Below are 22,621 nucleotides of genomic sequence, written 5' to 3'. Positions count from 1 at the left end.
GTATATCGGCTACAGCGGGATGTTGCCGTGCTTTTTCTGCGCCGGATATGCAACCTTGCGCTCCAACAGGCGCAGGCCCTCCAGGACGTGGCGGCGAGTTGCCGACGGCGGGATGACCGCGTCGACGAGCCCACGCTCGGTGGCCGCGTACGGGTTGAGGTTCTCCTCGGCGTACTTCTCGGCATCGACGTTGAGGTGGCCGGCGGCGGTGGGGGCGTCGGCAAGCGCGATCTGCGCAGTAGGCCACGCGAACACCAAGTCGGCGCCCAGGCCCTTGGAGCCAAGCACCGTGTAGGCGGTGCCGAGCGCCTTGCGGGTAACCACGGTGATCGTGCCGACCTGCGCCTCGGCGAAAGCGTAGGCGAGCGCGGCGGCACCGGCGGGCGCGCCGGCGTGCTCCTCCTCGGTGGAGGGGACGAAGCCTGGGGAGTCCACGAACTGCACGATCGGTAGGTTGAACGCGTCGCAGGTGCGGATGAAGCGGGCAGCCTTGCGTGCGCCGGCCTCGGTGAGGCAGCCGGCGAGCACGCTTGGCTGGGTGGCCACAACGCCGACGGCGCGGCCGTGGATGTGCGCGAACCCGGTGAGTACGTTGCCGGCGAAGTCGGCGCCGAGCTCGTAGAAGTCGCCGTCGGTGACCGCGGCAACGATCTCGGCGACCTCGTAGGGCTGCGCGTCGTCGTCGGGGATTATGGTGTCCAGATCGGTGTCGGCGCCCTCTGTGCCCTCTGCGGTAGCGCGTTCTGCGTCCGCGCCGAGCGGGGAGGCAGCCAGGTTGTTCAGCGGCAGGTAGCTTACGATGCGCTTCACCGCATCGAGCGCTCCCGCCATGTCCGCGGCGGCGACGTGTGCCAGACCGGTGGTGGCGGCATGGACGCTCGCCCCGCCGAGCGCGTCTGCGGTCGTCGCGGTGCCGGAGACCTGGCTGACAATTCCGGTGTCGGACAGGTGGAGGCTCGCGCCTTCGACCATCACGGTGACGTCGGCAAGCGGCACTGTGGTCGCCGCGAGGGTGGCGACCTCGCCGGCCACCAGCGCAATCTGCGGCACGAGGCCGGAGGCGTGGGTGGCGGCGCGCAGCAGTTTGGCCTGCATGTGGGCGGTGACAATGCCTTCTTGCCAGCGCGGACCGACCGAGTCGTAGATGCCGATGACCGGTACGCCGGTCTTGGTTGCCAGATCAAAGAGTTTGAGCATTTTCTCGGCGTAGACCTCGCCGATGGCCCCGTCGAAGATGTCGGGATCCTGGCTGAAGATGCAGACCCGGCGACCGTCGATAAGCCCATAGCCCGTGATGACGCCATCGGTGGCGGGCTTCGTACGATCCATCTTGTACGCCTCGACGCGGTGGCGCGCGAGCGCGTCGGTTTCCACGAACGAACCGTCGTCGAGCAGCGCCTCCACGCGCGCGCGAGCCGTCATCGCGCCCTCGGTCGGCGCCTCCGCGCGATCAGCGACCGGCGTGCGCGCCTCGTCCAGGCGGTTGCGCAGGTCCTGGATGCGGCCCGCGGTGGTCTTCAAATCGGGTTTTGCAGTCTTGTCGCCCATAAGCCCTCAGTCTATGCCCCTATCTGTTATGCACCAAAGATAAAACCACACGTTGTATCGTCCGGTCGGGCATAAGCGTTTCTCTGCGAATGCTGTGTCAGCCTATACATGTTTTGCAAAAGCTTTACCCAGGCGTTGTGAAGCCGAAATCTGGGGGTGTTCCTATCTATGGCACGGGGGTCAACCCCTCCTGGGAAGAGACCCTGCTGATTGTCACCGCCGACCACGAGACCGGCTACCTCACCGGCGCCAACGATGTCCCGGGCTTCTCCCCGCTGGCCGGCGAAAGTCAGGCTGCACCGGAGCACAAGTACAACTCCGGCGACCACACCAACCAGCTCGTGCCGTTCTTCTTCAAGGGCGCTGGTTCCGAGGACATCCTCGCAGCTGCCGAGGGCGAGGATCCGGTGCGTGGCAAGTACATCGACAACACCACCATCGCCAAGCTGACCAAGGAAAACTGGTGGGCTGAGGCCAAGGCTGGTGACCAGGGCGATGCAGCCGAGGGTTCCTCCAAGGAGCAGAAGATCGCTGCCGGTGTCGCTGGCGGCCTGGCGCTGGTCCTCGCGCTGATTGCTGGCGCGTACCAGGCTGGCCTGCTGCCGAACATCCCGGGCCTGCCGAAGTTCTAATCACTTCTGGCTCACCCAAACACTGAGCGGGTGCCTCGAGTTGTTCGAGGCACCCGCCGTTTGCGTTTGGGTTTATCGTTTATCGACGCCCACGCTCAAACACCACCACCTGCGGCTTTTCGACCCCGGCGAAGATGAGCTCGAGGCGAGTCACCGGCTCGCCAAGCGCCTGCTCCAGGAACGTTGCGTAGATGTCCAGCTGCAGGAAGTAGCTGGTCACGGTCTCTGGTTTCGCGGTGACGTCGGTCTTCCAGTCGGCGATGACCCACCCGGAGGTATCGCTGTTGGTGTCGCGGTAGAGCAGGTCGATGAAGCCGTTGACGGCGGTGCCGTCGACGGTGCCAATGACCGGCAGCTCCCGCTGCGCTCGCGCGTCAGGCTCGAGGCTGCGCGTGTATGGGGCGGATGCGGCGAAGCTCGCGGCGACGCGCACCACATCCTCCACGGCCGATGCTGGCAGTTCGTAGAGCGAGGAGACGGTCGCAGCGACCTGCTCGAGGTCACCACCTTGGGGCAGGTGCTCCATCACGTCGTGGACTGCGGTGCCGAAGTCGGTGCCGGCGTTGTCCCGGTACAGACCGCTGTTGATCTGGCGGGCCGGGAAGCCGGACGCTGCCACCCGCTCGTCGAGGGAGTGGCGCAGGCGGGCGCCGGTGATCTGCGTGTGGCGAGGCAGGGCGTCGTCGGCTGGACGGGACTGCGCTGGCTGCGCGCTGGCAGGGTCGGCGGTGGGCTCGGGGTTGGCCTGGTCCTCGGCGTGGGCGATGGCGGTGACGCCCATGCGTTGGGTGATGCCGGTCGCCTTGGCGAGTGCCTCGGCCCTCGTAGTGAAGCGCTCTGCGTTCTGCGCACTGCGGTCGGCGTCCTGTGCCTTGGGTGCCGCGATGGCATCGAAACCTGGTAGTTCCTCACGGGCGATGGGGGCGTATTGGGTGGAGTCGTCGATGACCTCGGCGAGCTTCGCGCCGCGCTGCGCTTTGGTGTACTCGCGTGGTCCACCCTTCTTCTTGGGCCTGTTTTTCTTGAGTTGCAGCGGGATAGCTAGGACGGACTTGGCGCGCGTCATGGCGACGTAGAGCAGGCGGATCAGCTCGTTGGCGTCGGCTTCGTCGTCGAAGGCCTTGGCAACGAGGTAATTGGGGGTCGGCGCGTCCTTGAGCTTGAACTGCGCGGTGCTATCTACCCGGGAGAAGGTGCGTACTGCGCGACTGCTCGAGGTGTGGCCGGACATGCCAGCGGCGATGACCATGGGGAACTCGCGGCCTTTGGACTTGTGGATCGTCATGAAGCGAACCGCGTCGGTGCCGGTATCAAGCAGAGGCTCGGAGACACCCTGGTTGGTTTCAGCTTGGGTGTCAGACCAGCGAACAAATTCGCGGAGGCCGAGCCCGGTTGTGGCAGAGAAGCGGTCAGCGAGCGTGAGCAACGTCTCCACGCGCGGGAGGTGGTCGGGGTGGCCACTTGCGGCGTAGGCCTCCGCGAGTCCGAACTCCGCGACGATGCGGCGCACCATGGTCGCCGCATCGGTGCGCTGTGCTTCCGCGGAAAGTCGGCGAAGCTGCTCGACGCAAGTGTCGACGCTCGCAGCAACCTCATCCTGCGTAATCGCGGTGTCGAGCGACTCCGGGGCTTCATGGAGGTGCTCGCGGCGTACCTGCGCCCACTGAGCGATGTCCGCATCCGAGCAGCCGAGAAGTGCGGTGCGCAGGGCAGCGATGCGGGTGAAGTCGTCAGCGGGGTCGGCCACCGCGCGCAGTACAGTGAACAGGTCGTTCAGCTCCGGGGTGGCAAAAAGCGCGCCGGAGCCCTCGGAAACCCAGGGGATGTCTGCGTCGCCGAGGGCCTGCATCAGGCGCAGCGCATCATTGTGGGTGGGCACGACGATGGCGATGTCGGAGTAGCGCAGGGGCGCTCCGGCGTGCGCACCGCTGTGGTGGACGAAGCGAGGGTCCGCACCGGCAACCGCCGCACGAATGAGCGCGACAACGTCGGCGGCTTCGCGTTCGCGCAGTTCGGCGGGCGGCAGGTCTTCCGCGTCTGCGTCCTGCAGCACGATGAACGCGCCCTCGCGGCCTTCCGCGGCGTCCTGGGGGAGCATGGGCACGTAGTGGGCTTGGGCGGGGCCGTCTTTGGAGCTCGCGTGGGCGTCGAAAAGCTGCCCGTAGAGCTCGTTGACAGCGGCGACGACCGCTTCTGAGGAACGGAAGTTTCGCGAGAGCTGCTTCACACCATGGTCGGCATCGCGGGTGGCGGCGCTGGTGCGTGCGGCGACGTAGGTGTCGATGTCGGCGTTGCGGAACTTGTAGATCGACTGCTTCGGGTCGCCGACCATGAACAGGCGGCCGGGCTGCGGGGTGTCGTGCGGCCCGCGGGCGATCGCGGTGACGATGTCGAGCTGCGCGGGGTCGGTGTCCTGGAATTCGTCGACGAAGATGACGCGGTATTGCTCATGCAGCTTTGCGCGCACCTCGTCGTCGACCACGAGCTGTTGCGTCAGGTAGATCATGTCGTGGAACTCGAGGACGCCGGTGCGGTGGCGCGCGTCGGCGGCTCTGAGCACTAGAGCCGCGAGCACGGGAGCGATTGTCGACGTCGCCGCGTACCCCGCGTAGCACCCAAGCTCATCGAGCCGCTCGAGGAAGTCCTTGTACTCCTCCTTGGCCAGCTTCGCTTCCGGCTTGCTGCCTCCGGTGTTGCCAGGTTTAGACAACTTGAGCTCGGCGAGGGAGTCCGCCGCGTCGAGCTCGGCCAGGCGGTCATCGAAGAAGGCGAGGAGTTTATCGGAGACCCCGGACGTGTGCGCCCGGTCGCGGATCAGGCGCAGCTGCTTGCGCAGGCTGGCTCGTAGCTCGTCTTCGGGTGGGGCCTCGAAGGCGGGCGCTTTGATCGTGGCGCCGAGCTCGCCCCAGTGCGCGTCCATCCACTCGACCAGCTCCTGCAGGTGCTTGAAGGTCACGCCCTCGCCCAGGAGGTACTGCAGTTGGGTGATGAATTCGGCTGCGGAGATACTCGTCGGCAGGGCGTCGATAGTTGCTGTGGCTTCTTCGCTGCCCTCGAAGAGCGCGGTAATGGTCTCGATAATTGCCTCGCTGTGCTGGGCAGAGGAGAAATAAGCGGCGAGGTCATCGACGGCGTCGACTTTCGGTGGCAGGCCGGCCTCCAGCGGGTACTGCTTGAGCACGCGCAGGCAGAAGGAGTGAAGCGTGCCGAGCGCGGCGCCGGGCAGACCTTCGAGCGCTTCTTGGGCGCGCTGCTTGGCCCGCTCCGGGTCGTGGAATGCGCGGGGCAGCCCATTGCCGAGCGTGTATGCCCCGGTGTCGCGCACCTGGATGAGCGCGCGGCGCAAGCGGGCGGTGAGCTCCGCGGCTGCGGCTTCGTTGAAGGTGATGGCGGCGATCTGATCGATGCGGGTGCCGCGCTCGATAATCAGCGTGAGCAGGCGCTGGATGAGCATGACGGTCTTGCCGGAGCCGGCACCCGCCTCGACGAAGCAGGAGAGCTCGACTTGGTTCTGGATGAATTCACGGTTGGCTTCGTCCTCGGAGAGGCGGTCGGCAAATGGTGCTTGAGTCATTGATTTTCCTCTCGCGGGGCTAGGCGTCGGCGGACGCAGTGTACTCGGTGGTCAGAGGCTGCTCGAAGTCCAAAGGCGGCATAATCGCTGTCAACGCGTTGTAGTTGGAGACACCCAGGCGCAGGCGCTCGTCGCTGTCCCAGCGCTCCGGGATAGCGTGCGGCGGGAACGCACCGCGCTGGATGTGGCGGTAGACATTGCCTAGGTTTGTCTGCAGCGTTGCAACTGCGTCGTCGTCGACAGTGATTTTCACGTGCGAGTCGTCCGGGTCACGGAAGAACCAGTAGCGCGCCTGCACCTCGGTAACCTCGCCGGGCCACTCTGCGGGCCCGCCGGGGAAAAGCACGGCCGGATTACCCGTGGCGGCAAGCGCGCGCACGATGTAGCCGTACAGAGCCAGCTGGAAGTAGTAGTGCGGCGCGCCGTCTTTGACCTGCCCGGTGGGCGTCTTCTGCTTCACGTACGTGCTTGTCGTCTTGCCCTTGCCGGACTTGTAATCGGTCACGCGCACGATGACGGCGCCGTTTTCCACCTTGTAATCAACGCGGTCGGCGTAGCCCTTCACGGGCAGTTCCACGCCGAGCGCCGGCAGCAGCAGGGATGCTGCCGGTTCCTCGGTGGTGTTGCCAAAGGCGAACTCGGTGGCAAGTGGCGTCCAGCCTTCTTCTGCCTCGTTGCGCTCCTGGGCGAGCCAGCCGTGCACGTCCTTGCGCGCCTGCTCGGCAAAGGTGTCCCACACCAGCGGGTTGATCTGGTCAGTGCGGCGCGCGGCGAGATCCTCGCCGAGGATGCGGTCGAGCACCTCGATGCCCTCGCCGTCCCAATCCAGGTCCGCGTAGCGCTCCGGCCGGTTCGGGTTGTCCAGCCACACCTCGTTGGTCCAGCGCTCAAACACGGCGTGCAGGATCGTGCCGGTGTCGGCGGAGGCGACGTGCATATCTTCCGCGTCGTCCTCAAGTACCCAGTTGCCGGTCACGCGCTGGATAAAGTACTCCAGCGGCGACTTGGTAAAGCCCTCCAGCGCGGAGCTGGAAATCGGTTTCTGCAGCGTGTGCAGGCCAAAGTCGGTGCCGGTGTAGCCGGTAAATTCGCCGGCGACGCCCGCATGCCGCGCCTGCATGATCTCCGCGTAGCGCGCCGCCCGCTCGCTCGGGGCGCCGGCCAGCGCATTCGCCAGCGCCAGTTCAGTCTGGCTCGTGGGCGTGCGCTCGCCGCTTACTAGCCCCGGGTAGAGCGCATCCACGCGGGTTTCGTCCTGGTCAAGCCAGGTGGAGGGCTCGGTCAGCCCGCCGCCGGCGATCCCAGATCGGGCGCGTGTGAGCACAATGCTTCTCGACGCCCGCAGCGCCCCCGCAAGCGTCCGCTCCCTCCGCGCCAGGAACTTGTCCGGAGTGGTGTGCTGCTGCGCCTGCGTCATCGTCGCGCTGGGGGTGAGCGAGCCGGGCAGGGCAGCGTCGGTGGCGCCGGTGATGAACGCGAGCTGGAGGTTGCGCCCGTCCAGGCTCTCCAGTGGCCCAACCGAGAGCACACCGGTGTTGGTGGCGCGCGCCGGGCGGGCGGCGAGTTCGCGAGTGATCTCGAGGGCGCGCTCGCGCTGGGGTGTGCCCTGCTGGGCGGCGAGCTGATCTACCAGCGGGTCTAGGTAGATTGCCTGCTGTTGCTTCCCAAGGGCGAGTACATCGAGTGCCGCGGCGCGGAACGCGGAGGCGAAGCCCTCCCAGCTCTCGGCCTCGGTCAGCGGTGCGAGTGTGGCTCGCAGGTCCACGACCCAACGGGCTGCGGTCACGCTGCGTTCGGGCACGCGCTCGCGCTCCGGGGTGCCGTCCTCGGCCTGGCGGGCGGCGGTGTCGAGCACGGCGTCCCAGTCGCTACCGGTAAGCGCTGTGCCGAGGCGGTCGCGCGAGCCGGCGTCGAAGGCGCGCAGGCCCAGTCCGTCCGCCACCTTGCCGGTGGAGAGCAGCTCCACGAGCTGGTGGCGGTGCATCTCGGCAGGGCGCAGCGTGAGCAGGGCGGTCAGGGCGCGGAACACGTTGTGCTGAGCCCACACGTCGCGCGCGGGCGCGTGGTAGGGGATGCCCGCCTCGTCGAGGGCGTGGGTGAGGAAAGGAAGCTCCGCGTCGTCGCAGTAGGCCACGGCGATTGCATGCAGCGGGGTGCCGGCGGCGACGGCGTCGAGGATGCGGCCGGTGACGTAGGTGGCCTCGTCCGGCTCGGCGATCAGCGAGATGCGTTCGGTTTCCTCGCGAAGGTCCGGCAGCGCGGCGGGCGTGGCTTGCCGGAACTGGGCGAGCGCCCACTCGGTGCGCGCGTCGTGGGCCAGCGTGCCGACGGTGATGAGCGCTCCGCGGTGGCCTTCTGCGGCGGCGCGGACCGCATCCGGGAAGGTGAAGCGAGTGTCGCGGAACTCTTCGGTGGCGCGCTGGGCGATCTCGGCCACGATGCTGGGCAGATGCGCGCCGCCGTGGTCCGCGCGCCATTCGGCGGGGGAGTTGAGGAGGGTGAACAGGGCGTCGATAAGCGCTGCATGCGTGGCCGCGGAAGTATGCAGCTTGGCCTCATGGAAGGGGGTTGGCTCGGCGCCGTCGGCAAGGGTGCGGGCGACGAAGGCGGCGACATCGGCGCGCTGCAGCAGCGTGCGGGACTCCTGATCACGCGCGGCGCGCTGCAGCAGCATGTCGAGTGTGACCACGTCCACCCCGAGGCGTGGGCCGCCGGTGGCGATGGCGGCGACCACATCGTCGAAGGCGGGCGTGGGGCACAGCACCGTGACCGGGGCGAGGGGGTCGCCAGCTTGCGCAGTATCGACGGCCGCGAGCAGCGCGGTGGCGTAGGGGGACGAGGGCGGGTGGGGCGTAGCTGTCATGTGGCCCACAGTAATTGGGCAGCCGAACATCGGCTGGGGAAGTATCGAACGTTTGGGCGAAAGTGGCTGCGGGGCGCAATCCTATGAGGCATGTTGCGTACGGACAAGCTTGACGCAGTCATTTACTCTGCTGGCAAGGTATTTGAAAATTTGCGGTCCGGGCGGCTCGCGACCGCGGCGACCATATGCCCCCGGCTTTGGATATGGACGCGCTGCAATTGCTTATCGACGACACCGTGACCGGACCAAGCCCGACGCCCGCTGACGCAGCACGGCTTTTCGTCGTATTGGCCAGGGCTCAGCCGTTCGAGGACGGTAACAAGCGGACCGCGATTTTGGCTGCGAACGCGCTCCTGCCTGACGGCATCGTGTTGGTGGTCCCGCACGATCGGGAGGGGAGCGGGGCCGTAGAGGCGCAATTCCACGACCTCCTGGCTCGTGCCTACGTCTGTGGTGACGAGGACGGCCGCGCGATCGATGCCGTTGTCGAATTTATGCTGGCCCACCAAGCAGCCGAGGGGAAATAGCAGCGAACTGGCACGTGTTATTTCGCGCCCTGCTTATAGAGGTCCCACCCAGCGCGGATCATCGGGATCTGCAACGGGAGACGCGCGATGGCGCCCGCCTGCAGGTGCCAGGGCTTGTTGCGCCACTGCCACGCCATGTTGAAGTTGGCCGGCCACACGGCGAGCAGGAGCGCTGCCGCGACGGCGCCGCCGGTCGCGCGAGTCTTCGCGTTGGCAAGCAGGGCTGCGGTGGCGATCTCGGCCGCGCCGGAGACGTAGGTGTAGGTCCGCGCGCTGCCGGGAAGCTGCTCGGGGACGATGCCGTCGAAAGGCTCCGGCTTGATGAAGTGGAGTACGCCCGCGCCACCGAAGACGGGGATGAGCGCTTTTTGCAATGTATTCATGCCTGCCACGGTACGCCGGCCACGCCCGCAGAGGGAAAGCCCTAGCTAGGGGAGGAGGGTCGGATCTGGGGGGGGGGCGTGGTTGCCGCCGTGGGTTCCTTCTTCCCCTTCTAGTGCGTATCGGCTATCGTTGGCAGCATTCAACCCCCGCGTGTAGTGCTCCCCGGCGGGCGTTCCGGTCCCGGGAGACTGTAAGGAGGCAGCACCGTGAGGAATCGCCAACGCGGTGCAGCAGCACCGCCTATCGAAGCCACCGTGGAGATTGTGAATGGTCGCGGCACCTGTCCGGTATGTCGGAGGCGGGTCCAGGTGAACAAGGCAACCGGGCTTTTCCGACGCCACTGGCGCGAGGGCGGGGAGTGCCCGGGTGGGGCAAACATACGCATAGGGTTCGTCCCTGGTCGCAAAGGCGAAGTTATCCCGAGGCGAGCAGCAATGTCCCGCGAAGAACGCCGCACGGTTCGCGATGAATGGAACGCACGCCCCGTGACGCCAACCCGCGGAAAATCGGTCCTGGTGGAGTACAGACCGCCGCCCGGCAGCGGCAAACGGCGGTAGCGGCGACGATACGTTATACATCGTCGAACTGTGCCTGTAATCTGCGGTGATAACTGAGACCATTACGCGCCAGGGGGGCAGTTGTCGAAGATCATCACTAAGCTAACAGCTCACCCTGACCCAGGAAGTCCACCACGTGGTCCCACTCTCACGCGGAGGAAGCCACGATTTCACCAACCTCATGGCCTTGTGCAAGCCCTGCCACTCACGAATCTCTGCTCTCGACGGGGATCGGGGAACATATCGTTACAGGTAGCCCTTAAGCCACTCGGGCATGCTCGGATCGTCAACGTCCCATGACTCGATAAGTTTTTCTTCGCGTTCCCAGTTGTTCTCATGACCGTCGAAGAACTTGAATCGGTTGCACTTGTACTTGTAGACAGTGTCGCCCTCGAGCCGATACTCGTTCCAGTAGTAGTTCTGCTTGCCGTAGCCCTTCCACTCATTGGTGGTGGGTTAAGCGACAAAATGTGTGCTTTTTGAGCTATAGATTCCCGGTCTTACCTCCGGCTACGGCGGGAAAGTGCTCGTCGAATCGGGATTCCTGGCTTGCAACATGAAGGTCCACCACTCCAGCCATGAGATGTGCTACTGGCACTGGCTGTTAAACCAGCCTGCATGCCAACTCAACACAGAAAGAGAAAACACAACAGACCCCTGTGCCCGGCATGCCAGCACACCACCATAAAAATGGGCACCACCTCCAGCGGAACACAGCGATGGCGCTGCACACACTGCGGACACACCTTCACCAACCCCAACGCGGCAAAGACCAACGCATACCGGTTTGCCATCTTCATCGACTGGATTACCGGCCAGCGCCCCCTCGATGCTGTCGCTGCAGCCCACAACGTCTCCAGGCGCACACTTATCCGCTGGTTTACCTACTTCTGGTTCATCATCGTCCCGTGCAAACCAGACCCGTACCGCGTCTACGACCAACTTTTTATAGACGGCACCTACTTCCACAAAAAATGCCTGCTTGTCGCCGCAACCAGCGATCACGTCGTCGCCTGGCACTGGTGCACACGAGAAACCGCCTATGACTACGCCAAACTCTTCGACCTGATCGCCGAACCCCTCGTCGTCACCACAGACGGCTCCGGTGGCGCGCACAAAGCCATCAAACAATGCTGGCCAAACGCCTCTATCCAACGCTGCCTCGTCCACGTGCGACGCGACACCATCAAAGACACCACACGCCAACCAACACTGACCGCCCACAAAGCACTCCTTCGCCTCGGCAACCAACTGACCCACATCACCACCCGTGAACAGGCAATTGACTGGGCACTTCGCCTCAACCGTTTCCATGACCTCTACGGCGATTGGCTCAAAGACCGCACCTACCGCGACCAAGTCAGCGACAAAGAGATCCCAAAACACGTTCGCGACAACCAGCAATGGTGGTACACCCACCCCAGAGCCCGCAGAGCCTACCGCCGATTCGAACGCCTCTACCAACAAGGCCACCTCTTCGTCTGGCTCACCCCACCAAACGACACCGCAACCGGACTGAAAACCACCACAAACAGCCTGGAAGGTGGGGTCAACGCACAACTTAAACACCTTGCCCGAGCCCACCGCGGCACATTTGACGAACACCAACGAATCATCATGGACTGGTGGCTCTACCTGCACACCCAGCACCACGATGACCCGCTGGCACTAGCAATCGAGCAAAACTTCGGCCACGTCGGCTACGCACGCGCCCGCCAGGCACACATGCGCCAACGCGACCAAGCCAACTCACCCGACGGCCGGCCGAAAGTCTACGACACCGGCATCGACACCGACTTCAACCCCTCCTGGGCCATCCGACACGGCTGGGCAGGACGAACATAACCCCAGCACAACACACCCAAAAACCACCCATCCCACCCCCAAAAAAGCACACATTTTGTCGCTTAAGTCGACACGCCGAGAAAAGCACACATTTTGTCGCTTAACCCTTGGTGGTGTAGATCGTTGACATGGATACTCTTTCGTTTCCTGCCGCGACAACAGCGTAACGCGACGCTTAATAATATCTAGCACTATACCGAAACCTCATCCTAACACCCCGGCTCCACCTTTTTCGTTTTCTGCCTGCCCAACACCCGGGCGGGCTTTCTTGTTGTTGTTCGCTTTTGTGAAAGGAGCCTTCGCGTGTCTGTAGTGCGAAGTGCTGATTCTGTGTGTATCGGCCATCTCGACAAGCGGTGCGATCTGATCGCAGACCACTTCCTCTCCCCTCGAATCGGTGGCACGCGTGGCCGTTGAGGTCATGGCTACGGGCAGGCGCACCACCACCATCCGGCCCCACTGCGCGCCTGCGCATGGGAAGCACTGCGTCGGGCCGGGTACAACCCGAACCGGTTCCTCATCTACGTGTGGGTGCGCCGCCAATCCGCCGACACCGGCGCAGGCGTCACCAGCTCTCTCGAGGCGCGTGAGGGTGATGAGTCGGTGTATGCGAGCCTCGGGGCTGGCGACCAGGGCACCGTCTACGGGTACGCCACGAACAAGACCAGTCAGCGCCTGCCGCTGACGCTCGTACTCGCCCACGAGATCTGCCGCCGACTCGATGCGGCCCGCACCGACGGCACGATCCGTGGGATCGGCCCCGACGGCAAATCCCAGGTCAGCGTGGTCTACGACGAGCTGGACACCCCCTCGGCATCGACACCGTGATTGTCTCGATCCAGCACGATGCGCACAAAGACACAGGCGTTCTTGAACGCGAGGTGCGCACACCGGTCTTCGCCCCGCGATCGAGGCCCACCTGCCCGAGGTCGCGGCTGAGCGCGTGCTGCTCAACTCGTCCGGTCGGTTCGTCACCGGTGGGCCCACCGTTGACATCGGGCTGACCGGACGCAAGCTCATGGTCGACACCTACGGTGGGCTCGGCCCGCACGGCGGTGGCGTGTTTTCGGGGGCTAGTTCATCATCGATCGGGGCCCTTTTGACCAGGCGGTCGAATGCGACTGACAGCGCACAGCATGCCACCTGCGCCGATGTGTGTGGTAGGGTTTTCTTCCAGCTCTGTCGCGCAGGACACTCCAGTAGGTTCGTCGGGCACTAGTCGAAGCTCACAACTTGACATGCACCTTCCTTCCAGAGCTCACACAGACCCCCAACTCGTCCAAGCCGGTTTGGTTAGTGCGCGTGATTTGCTCTATTTGTCAGTGCCGGACACGTTGTCTCAGCCGCTCCGAACCTGCTTCGTCCGACTGAACGCGCCAAGATCGCTGCGGCGAAGAAACACTTCAAAGCAATTAGTATTTATTACGCGAAGTCCTCGCCGAAGAATTGGAACGTGTAGGTACGCCGCACCCAACACACACCAACGGGGTGGGCCGGGGAAGTGGCCCACCCCGTTCGTGTGTGCAGTGGATATATCCCCTGCAAGACTGGGTGGCGTTACCGGCGGCACACACCGCCGGAAGTTCTACGGCGCGACCGGGTACACCCCGTCCTCGCCCAAGCGGGCGTCTGCGTCCAGCAGGAGCGCGATCTCGCTGTCGTGAGTGTGGCCCTCGGCGAAGCGGCGGTTGTGCACCTGCTCGAACAGGGCGGCGCGTCCGACCATGCCTGCCTCCAGGTGGCCGGCACCGGCGCGCAGGCGCTCGGTGGCGCGTGCACGCCAGGCCTCAACGTCGCGCCCCTCGGCGGCGAGTGCTGCCTCGAACACGCCCGGGTGGGCGAGCACGACGAGCGCGCCGACGTGGCCGAAGCCAAGCGAGGTCAGCGCCGCGGCCTTCACCGCGCCCTCGCCGAGGTCGAGGGTGTCACGCAGCCAGACCAGGTTGGTGGCCTTCGGCGCAATGAGGGGGTCGACGCAGTCCAGCGATGCGTTCTGCGGCAGGAGGCCGGTGCGCAGTACCTCGAGCAGGCCGCCGATCTGGAACAAGGCGGCGCCTGCCTTGGCGTGACCGGTGAGCGACTTCTGCGAGATGACATACATCGGCGCGTGCGGGTCGCGCCCCGCCGCGGGCCAGAGCAGAGAGTGCAGCTCGGACTCGTTCGGGTCGTTGGCATTGGTGGAGGTGTCGTGCTTGGAGATGACGTTGACGTCGTCAAGCGAAAGCCCGAGCGAGGTGATGCTGCGGGTCAGGCGCGAGCGCTCACCGCCGCGAGCCGCGGCGAGCACGCCCAGGCCAGGTGCCGGGATGGAGGTGTGCGCGCCATCGCCGAAGGAATCGGCGTAGGCCACCACCGCATGCACCGGCAGGCCCAGCTCCGCGGCGAGCGAGCCGCGCACCACCAGCAGGGTGCCGCCGCCCTCGCCCTCGAGGAAGCCGCCGCGACGGCGGTCGTTCGCGCGAGAGATGAAGCGGTCGTCGATGCCCTGCGCGGTCATCTTCGCGGTCTCGGCGGTGGCGTTCATGTCGCCGAAGCCCTGCAGCGACTCGACCTGGACATCGTCGATACCGCCGGCGACAACGAAGTCGGCCTTGCCCAGTGTGATCTTGTCCACGGCCTCCTCCACTGACACCGCCGCGGTGGCGCAAGCAGCGACCGGGTGGATCATGGAGCCGTAGCCACCCACCAGCGACTGCATCACGTGCGCAGCCACCACGTTCGGCAGCGCCTCCTGCAGGATGTCGGACTGGCGCTCCTCGCTGATGAAGCGGGAAACGAAGACCTGGTGCAGGGACTCCATGCCGCCGATGCCGGTGCCCTGGGTGGATGCCACGTCCGCCGGGTGGACCGCGCGCAGCAGCTCAGCGGGGGTGAAGCCCGCGGAGATGAACGCGTCGACTGCGGTGACCAGGTTCCACACCGCGATGCGGTCCATGTTGTCCACCATCTGAGCGGGGATGCCCCACTTTGCGGGGTCGAAGCCCTCCGGCATCTGGCCCGCCACAGAGCGGCTCAGCGTGGCCTTGCGTGGCAGCTGCGCGGTGGCACCTGCCAGGCGGGTGACCTGCCACTCGCCGGCGGCGCAGGTGATGCGGGTCTTGTCCGGATCGGCCTCGGCGAACTCGCGAGCCTCTGCCTCATTCGCCACGGTGAAGGTGACGTCGCGATCCAAGAAGACCTCGGTGAGGTCGATGGAGCCACCGTCGGTGAGGAAGTACTTGTCACTCAGGCGGCGCACGCCGGCGCGCGCGATGACCTCGTCGCGGAAGCGGTCCGCGATATCCTCCTCGGCCACCCCCTGGCCGTCGGCGTCGTACCAGCCCGGGGTGGGATCCTCAGCCCAGCGGACAAGGCCGGTCATCCAGGCGAGCTCGAGCACGCCAGCGGCGGTGAGGTCGACCGCGCCGTCGCGCTGGATGCCGTACTCGGCCTCCGTGCGCGTGCGGCCAGAGCCCCAGGAGGAAACCTCGCCGATGCCGGCGATGACGATCATGTCGTCCAGCGGGCACGTGACCTCGCCGAGCTGGCCGATCGCCGAGCCGTCCGGCTGGGCGGGATTGGCCACGTTCGGCAGCGCCTTGATCCGCGTGGCGTCGGATCCCGAGCTGGTCTCCTGTGCCGGGGTGGTCTCGATGTTCGCCTCGCGGGCGAGCTCCGCGATGGACACGTCTGAGTCTGCGAGCCCACCGGTGAGGTCCAAGTCCAGCGGGTGCTCCTGCGCCTTCGCGCGCGAGGTGGCGCTCGCCAGGCCCATGAGCTTCGAGGAGATCTCCTCCGGGTCCCAGACATGGATGCCGGCTTCGCGGGCGGCGGGGATGAGGACGTCGTTGCCGCCCATGAGGTGCGTGCCCGCAACCCAGCCGATGCGCGCCTGGGCGAGGGTAACCCCCTCGGGCCAGCCGGTCTCGGCGTGCCACTTGTTCACGATCGCGTCCAGCGCGGCCTTGACCTCGCCGTACGCGCCGTCGCCGCCGAAGGTGCCGCGGTTCGGCGAGCCCGGCAGCACGATGTGCGCGCGGGTGGGCACGTCCGCATCCTGCGCGAGGCGCGCAAGGCCGGCGATGGTGCGCTCCAGCGACCAGAGCAAAAGCCTTGCCTGCGTCTCGGTGTTCCCGCCGACCTCTGCCAGCGAGCCGGAGACACCTGGCGCGGCAAACGGGAAGGCGAGCGTGGGCACAAGGGCGGGCTTGATCAGCTTGACCTCGTTGCCCACGGTCTTGCGCTGGGTAGAGCCGATCCAGTCGATGAGTGCATCGACGTCGCGGTAAGACGACAGGTTCGCCGGCACCAACCAAAGGGCCGCGCCGGGCGTGCCGTGGTCGCGGAAGAGGGTGCGCGCGAACTCCTTGCGCGCCTGGGTGATCCGCGATGCCGTCATGATGACGGTCGCGCCTCCCTCGAGCAGGCGCTTGACCAGGGCGGTGGCGATGGAGCCAGGCGCGGCGCCGGTGACAAGCGCAACGTCGTCTGCGTACTCCAGCTGCGGGGTTGCAAGCGCGTTGGCCGCGATTTCCTCCAGGACCTTGCGCGGTGCGCCTTCGGTGTGCGTGGCGTACCAGCGGGCCTGATCGGCGATCGTCTGGCCGGTGCCGGTGAAGCGTTCGGGCGCGAAGCGGGCTGCATCGGACTCTGCGCCGGTGTCGCCGGTGGCGATGCGGGCGAGGTCCTCGCGGGCCTGAGCCCAGCGGTCGTCGAAGAGAATGGCGCGGCGCGCGTCGAAGACAGGGGAGACCTGCGCGACCCAGTTCGTGCCGAGCTCAGCCTCGATGGTGTCGAGCACGTCTCGGGCCTCGGCGGCGGCGTCGGCAGCGGCGGAAGTGTCCTCGGGGGCGGTGCCCACGCCGAGCTTGTCCAGCAGGGTGCGCGCGGTGGCCACCAGCGTGTCGGCAACCTCCTCGCGGTAGGCGTCCAGCGCTGCGGAGTCGACGACCCCGCCACCGGAGGACGCCGTGGCAGAGGACTTGGCGACTTCCTGGTTGTGGTTGGCGGCGACGAGTTCAACGGCGTCGTCGAGAAGCGTGGCAACCTCTGCCTTGGAGCTGGCCTGCGGCAGGGTGGCAAGAGCGCCACCGCGGACCGAGTCCTCCTCGCGGGTGCCCAGCAGGACGGCGGCTTCGACGTGCGGGACCCAGCTTGCGGGCAGCGCCCAGGTGCCGGTCACGTAGTCGGCGACGTGCGAGGGCGCCAGGCTCGCGGCGCCGAGGACCTGGCGCAGGCGCGCGCCGATCGCCTCGGTGAGCACGGAGCCGAAGGGGGCGTAGCTCGGCGCGGCGGTGTTCACGCGCTCGCGCAGGGTGACCACGTCGGCTTCGGCGGCACCGTCGATGGCGGGCACACCGAGCTCCGCGGACATGTCCATAAGCAACTGGTTGCGGCGTGAGGACACGCCACCGGTGAGCTCCTCGATGGTGTCTGCGTCCGTGATCTGCTCGGGGCGGATCTTGTTCTGGAAAGCAAACAGCACGTCAATCGCGTCGGCGGCGCTAAACGGCAGGTCGGAAGCGGGCTGGGCAGGAGCGGCTGCCGGTGCCGCGGCGGGTGCCGCAGGCGCAGCCTGTGCCGGCTGGGCAGGAGCGGTGTCGGCCGGTGCCTCCGCTTCGGCGACGTCCTCTTCTGTCACTTCCGGCTCAGGCGCGGCGACGGTGTCGCTGAGGGTGACCTGCTCCCAGTTTGCCTCCGCGTTGACCACCGGGATGTGGTGGCCGGTCACTGCCATCTCGCGCTTGGCCAGGTTGGTCAGGGTCGGTGCGGACGCCAGGCCCACCTCGATGGCCTGCTCGACGCGGGCGAAGATGAGGTCTTGGGTCTCGATCCAGCGCACAGGGGAGGCGAATTGCCATGCCAAAAGCTGGATCAGCAGGACGCGGGCGACGTCGGAGCGGTCCATGGTGGCCGGATCGAGGTGAGCGAGTGCGTCCTGGGAGGCGTGGTCGTCGGCAGGCACTTCGGCGCGCACGGCGTCGACGAATTCCTGTGTGAGCTCGAAGGGGCGCGCGACGAGGTTGGGTACGTAGCGGTGTTCGAGCGCGTCGACGTCGATGCGCGCGGGCAGGAGTTCGTCGAGCTTGGCGGCGAAGTCAGCCACCCCGGAGCGCAGCACGCGCGAGTGGAAGGGCACGTCGATGCCCGGCACCGGCACGTAGGCACGCTCGCGCACAGCGTTTGCACGCTCGGCCAGGGCGGCAAGACCGCGCTTGGTGCCGGCAACCGAGTACTGCTGGCCCTTGATGTTGTAGTTGACAATCTCGAGGAATTCGCCGGTGTCTGCCGCCACCTGGGCGACGTAGTCGGCAACCTCTGCGTCGGACACCCCGATCATGTTGGGGCGCAGCGCGCCCATGCCGTAGTCGGAGTTGCCGTCCGCATCGCGCGGGACCAGCGAGCCCATGGAAGAGCCACGGGAGTAGACCACATCAATGACTGATTCCAGGTCGAAGATGTTGCCCAGCGAAGCGAGCGCGGTGTATTCGCCCAGCGAGTGGCCCGCGTACATGGCGCCGGTGGCCAGCGCGCCCGCATCCCGCAGGCGGGTGGTCTGCGCGTACGCGACCACGGCGAGCGCGACCTGCGTGAACTGCGTCAGGTGCAGTACGCCGTCCGGGTGCTTGAACACTTCGCCGCGCACCGTGAGCTCGGTCGGGTTGGCGTCCACGATGCGCTGGATAGAAAAGCCCAGGTTTTCGCGCGTGTGCGCGTCGGCGCGTCGCCAGATCTCGCGGGCGGCGGGGCTGGCCGCGCGGTCGCCGGCACCCATGCCTTCGGACTGGATACCCTGGCCCGGGTAGAGGTAGGCGGTCGCCGGCTGCGCGAGCAGCGCCTGGCCGCGCGAGACGACCTCGCCGGCGATCCGGCAGGTCACCTCAAGCGCAGGCTGGATGCCTGTGCGGCCGACGCGCTCGACGGTCAGCTCCACCTCATCATTGAGCTGCACCATGCCGTACATGGAGTAGGTCCAGCCGATCACGCGCCCGTGGCGCCCCGCGAGGTGCTGCGCGGTGGCAGACAGCCACATGCCGTGCACCAACGGTGCGCTCAGGCCGACGAGCCCGGAGGTGTTGTAGGAGGAGTGGATCGGGTTGTAGTCGCCCGAGACCAGGGCGAAAGGTGTCATGTCGGAAGGCGCGGTCACAGTCGCGCGGTCGACGAAGGAGCGCGGGGTCGCCTCGATGTGTGCGTCCACGCCGCCGTACTCCGGTGCGGCACTCGGCGGGGTGGTCGTCGTCGCCCGGCCGCGGATGGCAAAGCGGTGCATTTGCTTCACGACGGCGCGCTCACCGTCCTCAATGCGCAGCTCAACCGTGACGATGCGCCCGGAGACCGACTCCTCGATGCCGCTGCACCAGGAGGTGACGGAAAGCTCGCGGCCGTCGGCAAGCGCGTGCAGGTCTGTGCCCGGTGCAAGGGAGATGAGGTGGTCGAGGTGGACGGCGTTGAGCAGGCCCTCGATGACCGGGAAGCCGTCGGGCAGGGTGGCGGAGCCGAGCGCGGTGTAGATTGCCGGCCAACACGGGCCGACCAGCGCGTCGGGCGTGCCGTCGGGGACATCGGTGCCCAGGGCCGCGCCGGTGACCGCGGTGTGTGCCTTGAGCAGGGAAGCGGGCAGATGGAAGCTGGTGCGCGCAAGGCCGAAGGGGTGCGCCTTGTCCGCGGATCCCGCGATGATCGACGGCAGCTCGGTGATCGCATCGCCGGCCTCGGAGACCGAACCCACGCCGGCCAGGCCCGCGAGCAGGTCGCAGACGGCCTTCGGTAGGCGCGCGTCGTCGACCACGGGGGAGGCGCCGGTGTGCACGCCCTCGGGCAGGTTGATCGGGATGGTCACATCGCGCACGTAGAAGGGGCGCTGGTTCTCCGGCAGATCGTCCCAGTAGGAATCGGTGTGGATGCGGATGGCCAGCCCGCCTTCACCGGCCTCGTCCTCGGAGAAATTGTGGACGATCTCGAAGCTGGCGTCGTCCATGGTGTAGGCCGGGTTGTCCATCAGGTGCCCGTGCCAGAACAAGGTTGGGGCCGCGCGCAGGTACTCCTCGACGCTGGTGGCGTCGGCGAGGCGGGCGAAGCGGTCGGTGGGGGTGACGTTGGCGTCGAGAAGCGCCTGCGTCGTGGCGGCCTCGAAGCGGCCAAGCAGCTCCGCGACCGGCTCGTTCTTGCGGGTAATGCCAGCGACGGCGACCGGGCCGGGGATGATGCGGACCTCGTCGGCGGTGTAGCGCGGGTCCTGCGCCTGCCAGAGCGTGTCCTTACCAAACCACATCTTTAGGTCACCGTCGATCGCCGGGACCCACGGCATGGGCTTGGGGTACGCGTAGTGCAGGGAGATCCACCAGGCGGCATCGCGCGGGGAGACGTGGATCTCGCGGGCCTGCGGGTAGGCCTCGATGAGGTGGGCAGATGCCTCGGGCGGATCCTGTGGGCCGTCGGTAAACTGGCTTGCAATCTCGCCGCTGTCCTGCGGCGCAAGGCGCGCCTCAACGCGGCGCAGCGTGGAGACAAAGCGGGCGTCCCACGAGGCGTCGATGAACGGGTGCGCCAGCTCGATGAAGCGCTCAACCCACTCGGCATAGGTCATCTCCTCGATGTCGCCGAAGAACGGCTTGGAGGTCTTGGCCAGTGCGGCGATGATCTCCTCGCGGCGATCCTGGTACTCCTCGGCCGGCATGTTGGTGATCAGGCGGGAGGCCTTGGCAAAGGAGTTGTCCAGGTCGTGAATGTCGGCGAGCAAGTGGCTTTGCGACGACGCCACGCCGTTGCGCGCCGAACCACGCGGCACCCAACCACCGTTGTCCGCGGGGCTCAAACCCTTCGTGTTGACCAGCAGGTCCTTGACCGAATCGGTAGCTTTTGCTTCCTTGGTAGCCATCGCCACGGTGCCGAGGAAAACCGCGTCGACAGGCATATGCGGCATATCGAAGCGCTGCGCCCACGCGCCGGTGAGCAGCTCCGCGGCGCGCTCGGGCGAGTACACGCCGCCGCCGACGGTGAGGATTGCGTTGTCGTGCTCGCGGACCTGCGCGTAGGTTGCCACCAGCATGTCGTCCAGATCCACCCAGGAGTGGTGGCCACCGGCATGGCCGTCTTCCACCATGAGGATCACCGGGACGTCGGGGTTGGCAGCGGCGATGGCGACCGCGTCGTGGACCTGGGTGGGCGTGCCCGGCTTGAACGCGATGTAGGGGAAGCCGTCGCTGCGCAGGCCGTCGATGATCTCGGTGGCCTCGTCAACCTCGGGAATGCCCGCAGAGATGCACACGCCGTTCAAAGGTGCGCCGGCGGCGCGCGCCTTGGGCACCATGCGGGTCTGGCCGAAGTGCATGTTCCACAAGAAGCGGTCGAAGAACATGGTGTTGAACTGGGCGGTACGACCCGGCGCGAGGTGCTCGGCGAGCGTGTCGCGGTGCTCGTTGAATACCTCCTCGGAGTACATGCCGCCGCCGGCCAGCTCGGTCCAGTAGCCGGCATTGGCGGCCGCGGCGACGATTTCGCCGTCGGCCGAGGTGGGCGTCATGCCGCCCAAGATGATGGGGGATAGGCCGGTGACCTGGGAGAAACGGGTCTGGGTGTAGACCTTGCCGTCCGGCAGGCGCACCAGGCGCGGGGCGAACTTCTCGTAGGAGACCGCCTCGGGGATCTCGGTGCCCGGGGTGGCAAGTGCGTCGCGGGCACGCGCGGAATCGGCGGTGATGACGGGTACACCAGAGCCTGCGACGAGCTTCGAAGTAATGCCGCTGAGCGCCGAGTCGAGCGAGACGACGTGCGTCGCCCCGCCTTCGAGCAGGCCGCGTACGGAGGCGGGCCAGTCGTGGCGGTCGACCAGGATGGCCTGCGCGAGCGCGCGCGGGGAGTGATCGCCTAAGTCCAGGCCGCACTGTTCGGCCCACTCGGCGGCCAGGTCGACGGCGCGGGTGTTGGCGTCGCTTACGTGGTGGAAGGGATAGGCCACTGGCAGCTCGTCGAAGATGGGGGTGAGCTCGGAGCCACCGAACTCGGCTGCTTCCAGCTTGGCGTTGAAGGCTTCGGCGTGGCGCTCGATGGCCTCGTGGGTGCGGGCCAGCTCGGCGGGCTCGCCGGCGAGGACTGCGTGGCGCGGGCCGTTGACCACGGACAGGAGCGATTCCGCGCCGTGCTCGGCGAGCAGGTCGTTGAGCGCGAGCACCGGGAAGCCGCGCACGCTGAGCATCCGCGGGGCCGTGTCGCGCGCACCGTAGGCGGCCGAGGCGGCAGCGCCAAGGATGAGCGCGAAGGCGAGCGCGTGCTCCGGGTGCTTGACCGCGGCTACGCCGAGCGCGCCCTGGGAGTGGCCGGCGAGGTGCACGTTGTCGTTGTCTACCGCCAAGCCGAGGTCGCGCAGGTGCTGCACTGCCGCGAGCTGGGCGAGCACGATGCCGGATACCGAGACCGCTGGGTGCGCGTCAATAGGCAGTGGCGCGACGTTGTCGTCGGCGTTTAGGAGTGCGCCGAGTCGGTCGACCGTGCCCGGCACGGCAGAGGCGAGGGGACGGGCGACGGGGCCGGTGAGGGCAAGCGCGGCGTCGAGAAGCGAGCGCAGCGTCACGCGGGCGGTGGGCGAGGCAGCATCGGCAAGGGCGCGCTGCCAGTCGCTGCCCTGGCCCTGGAAAACGAGTGCGGGGCGGGCGGAATTGAGTGCGGCAATGGGGTATATCGTCATGAATCGTCCTTTGAAGCTGGTAGGA

At 66.7% G+C, this 22,621-nt stretch carries 10 protein-coding genes and 1 pseudogene; 6 read left to right on the top strand and 5 right to left on the bottom strand.

From position 1 onward, the window contains the following. Nucleotides 1-9: 9 nt before the first annotated feature. Nucleotides 10-1,548 carry an acyl-CoA carboxylase subunit beta gene (locus CKJ84_RS04775; protein ID WP_095546101.1) on the bottom strand — a complete coding sequence of 513 codons (1,539 nt, stop codon included), beginning with the start codon at nucleotides 1,546-1,548 and terminating at the stop codon, nucleotides 10-12. A gap of 137 nt (nucleotides 1,549-1,685) precedes the next feature. On the opposite strand from CKJ84_RS04775, the gene CKJ84_RS04770 reads away from it, so the two are divergent. After that, entirely contained in the window at nucleotides 1,686-2,180 is a 495-nt protein-coding gene (locus tag CKJ84_RS04770; protein WP_095278769.1) for a hypothetical protein, read from the top strand. A gap of 79 nt (nucleotides 2,181-2,259) precedes the next feature. Here the strand turns inward: CKJ84_RS04770 and CKJ84_RS04765 are convergent, their stop codons facing one another. Both CKJ84_RS04765 and CKJ84_RS04760 read right to left on the bottom strand, forming a co-directional pair. Beyond that, nucleotides 2,260-5,754 carry an exodeoxyribonuclease V subunit beta gene (locus tag CKJ84_RS04765; protein ID WP_095546100.1) on the bottom strand — a complete coding sequence of 1,165 codons (3,495 nt, stop codon included), beginning with the start codon at nucleotides 5,752-5,754 and terminating at the stop codon, nucleotides 2,260-2,262. Between the two features lie 19 nt (nucleotides 5,755-5,773). Then, entirely contained in the window at nucleotides 5,774-8,617 is a 2,844-nt protein-coding gene (locus CKJ84_RS04760) for a PD-(D/E)XK nuclease family protein (protein WP_158221672.1), read from the bottom strand. Nucleotides 8,618-8,802: 185 nt separating this feature from the next. Between CKJ84_RS04760 and CKJ84_RS04755 the strand changes: the two genes are divergently transcribed. Next, entirely contained in the window at nucleotides 8,803-9,144 is a 342-nt protein-coding gene (locus tag CKJ84_RS04755) for a Fic family protein (protein ID WP_095536438.1), read from the top strand. Nucleotides 9,145-9,161: 17 nt separating this feature from the next. On the opposite strand, the gene CKJ84_RS04750 is transcribed toward CKJ84_RS04755, so the two are convergent. Beyond that, a complete protein-coding gene (locus tag CKJ84_RS04750; protein ID WP_095546098.1) occupies nucleotides 9,162-9,527 on the bottom strand; it encodes a hypothetical protein in 366 nt (121 codons plus the stop codon). Nucleotides 9,528-10,197: 670 nt separating this feature from the next. Here CKJ84_RS04750 and CKJ84_RS04745 point away from each other — a divergent pair. The 4 genes and pseudogenes from CKJ84_RS04745 to CKJ84_RS12685 form a co-directional block, all read left to right on the top strand. After that, nucleotides 10,198-10,341: pseudogene (locus tag CKJ84_RS04745) on the top strand (HNH endonuclease); the annotation flags it as partial. 362 nt (nucleotides 10,342-10,703) lie between these two features. After that, nucleotides 10,704-11,930, top strand: a complete 1,227-nt coding sequence (locus CKJ84_RS04735) for an IS1249 family transposase (RefSeq protein ID WP_095546097.1) — start codon at nucleotides 10,704-10,706, stop codon at nucleotides 11,928-11,930. Between the two features lie 531 nt (nucleotides 11,931-12,461). Continuing rightward, nucleotides 12,462-12,758: a hypothetical protein gene (locus tag CKJ84_RS12475; RefSeq protein ID WP_233125495.1), complete on the top strand. Its 297-nt coding sequence runs from the start codon at nucleotides 12,462-12,464 to the stop codon at nucleotides 12,756-12,758. Between the two features lie 190 nt (nucleotides 12,759-12,948). Further along, the gene (locus CKJ84_RS12685) at nucleotides 12,949-13,149 is read left to right on the top strand and encodes a hypothetical protein (protein WP_369801166.1); all 201 of its coding nucleotides are present in this window, start codon (nucleotides 12,949-12,951) and stop codon (nucleotides 13,147-13,149) included. A 366-nt stretch (nucleotides 13,150-13,515) separates the two neighbouring features. Here the strand turns inward: CKJ84_RS12685 and CKJ84_RS04725 are convergent, their stop codons facing one another. Continuing rightward, the gene (locus tag CKJ84_RS04725; RefSeq protein ID WP_095546096.1) at nucleotides 13,516-22,596 is read right to left on the bottom strand and encodes a type I polyketide synthase; all 9,081 of its coding nucleotides are present in this window, start codon (nucleotides 22,594-22,596) and stop codon (nucleotides 13,516-13,518) included. Between the last annotated feature and the right edge of the window lie 25 nt (nucleotides 22,597-22,621).

The sequence above is a fragment of the Corynebacterium sp. NML 120412 genome (assembly GCF_002285155.1).
GTDB lineage: Bacteria > Actinomycetota > Actinomycetes > Mycobacteriales > Mycobacteriaceae > Corynebacterium > Corynebacterium gottingense.
The sequence above is the reverse complement of the archived record's forward strand: the minus strand, read 5'-3'. Positions and strand labels throughout refer to the sequence as shown.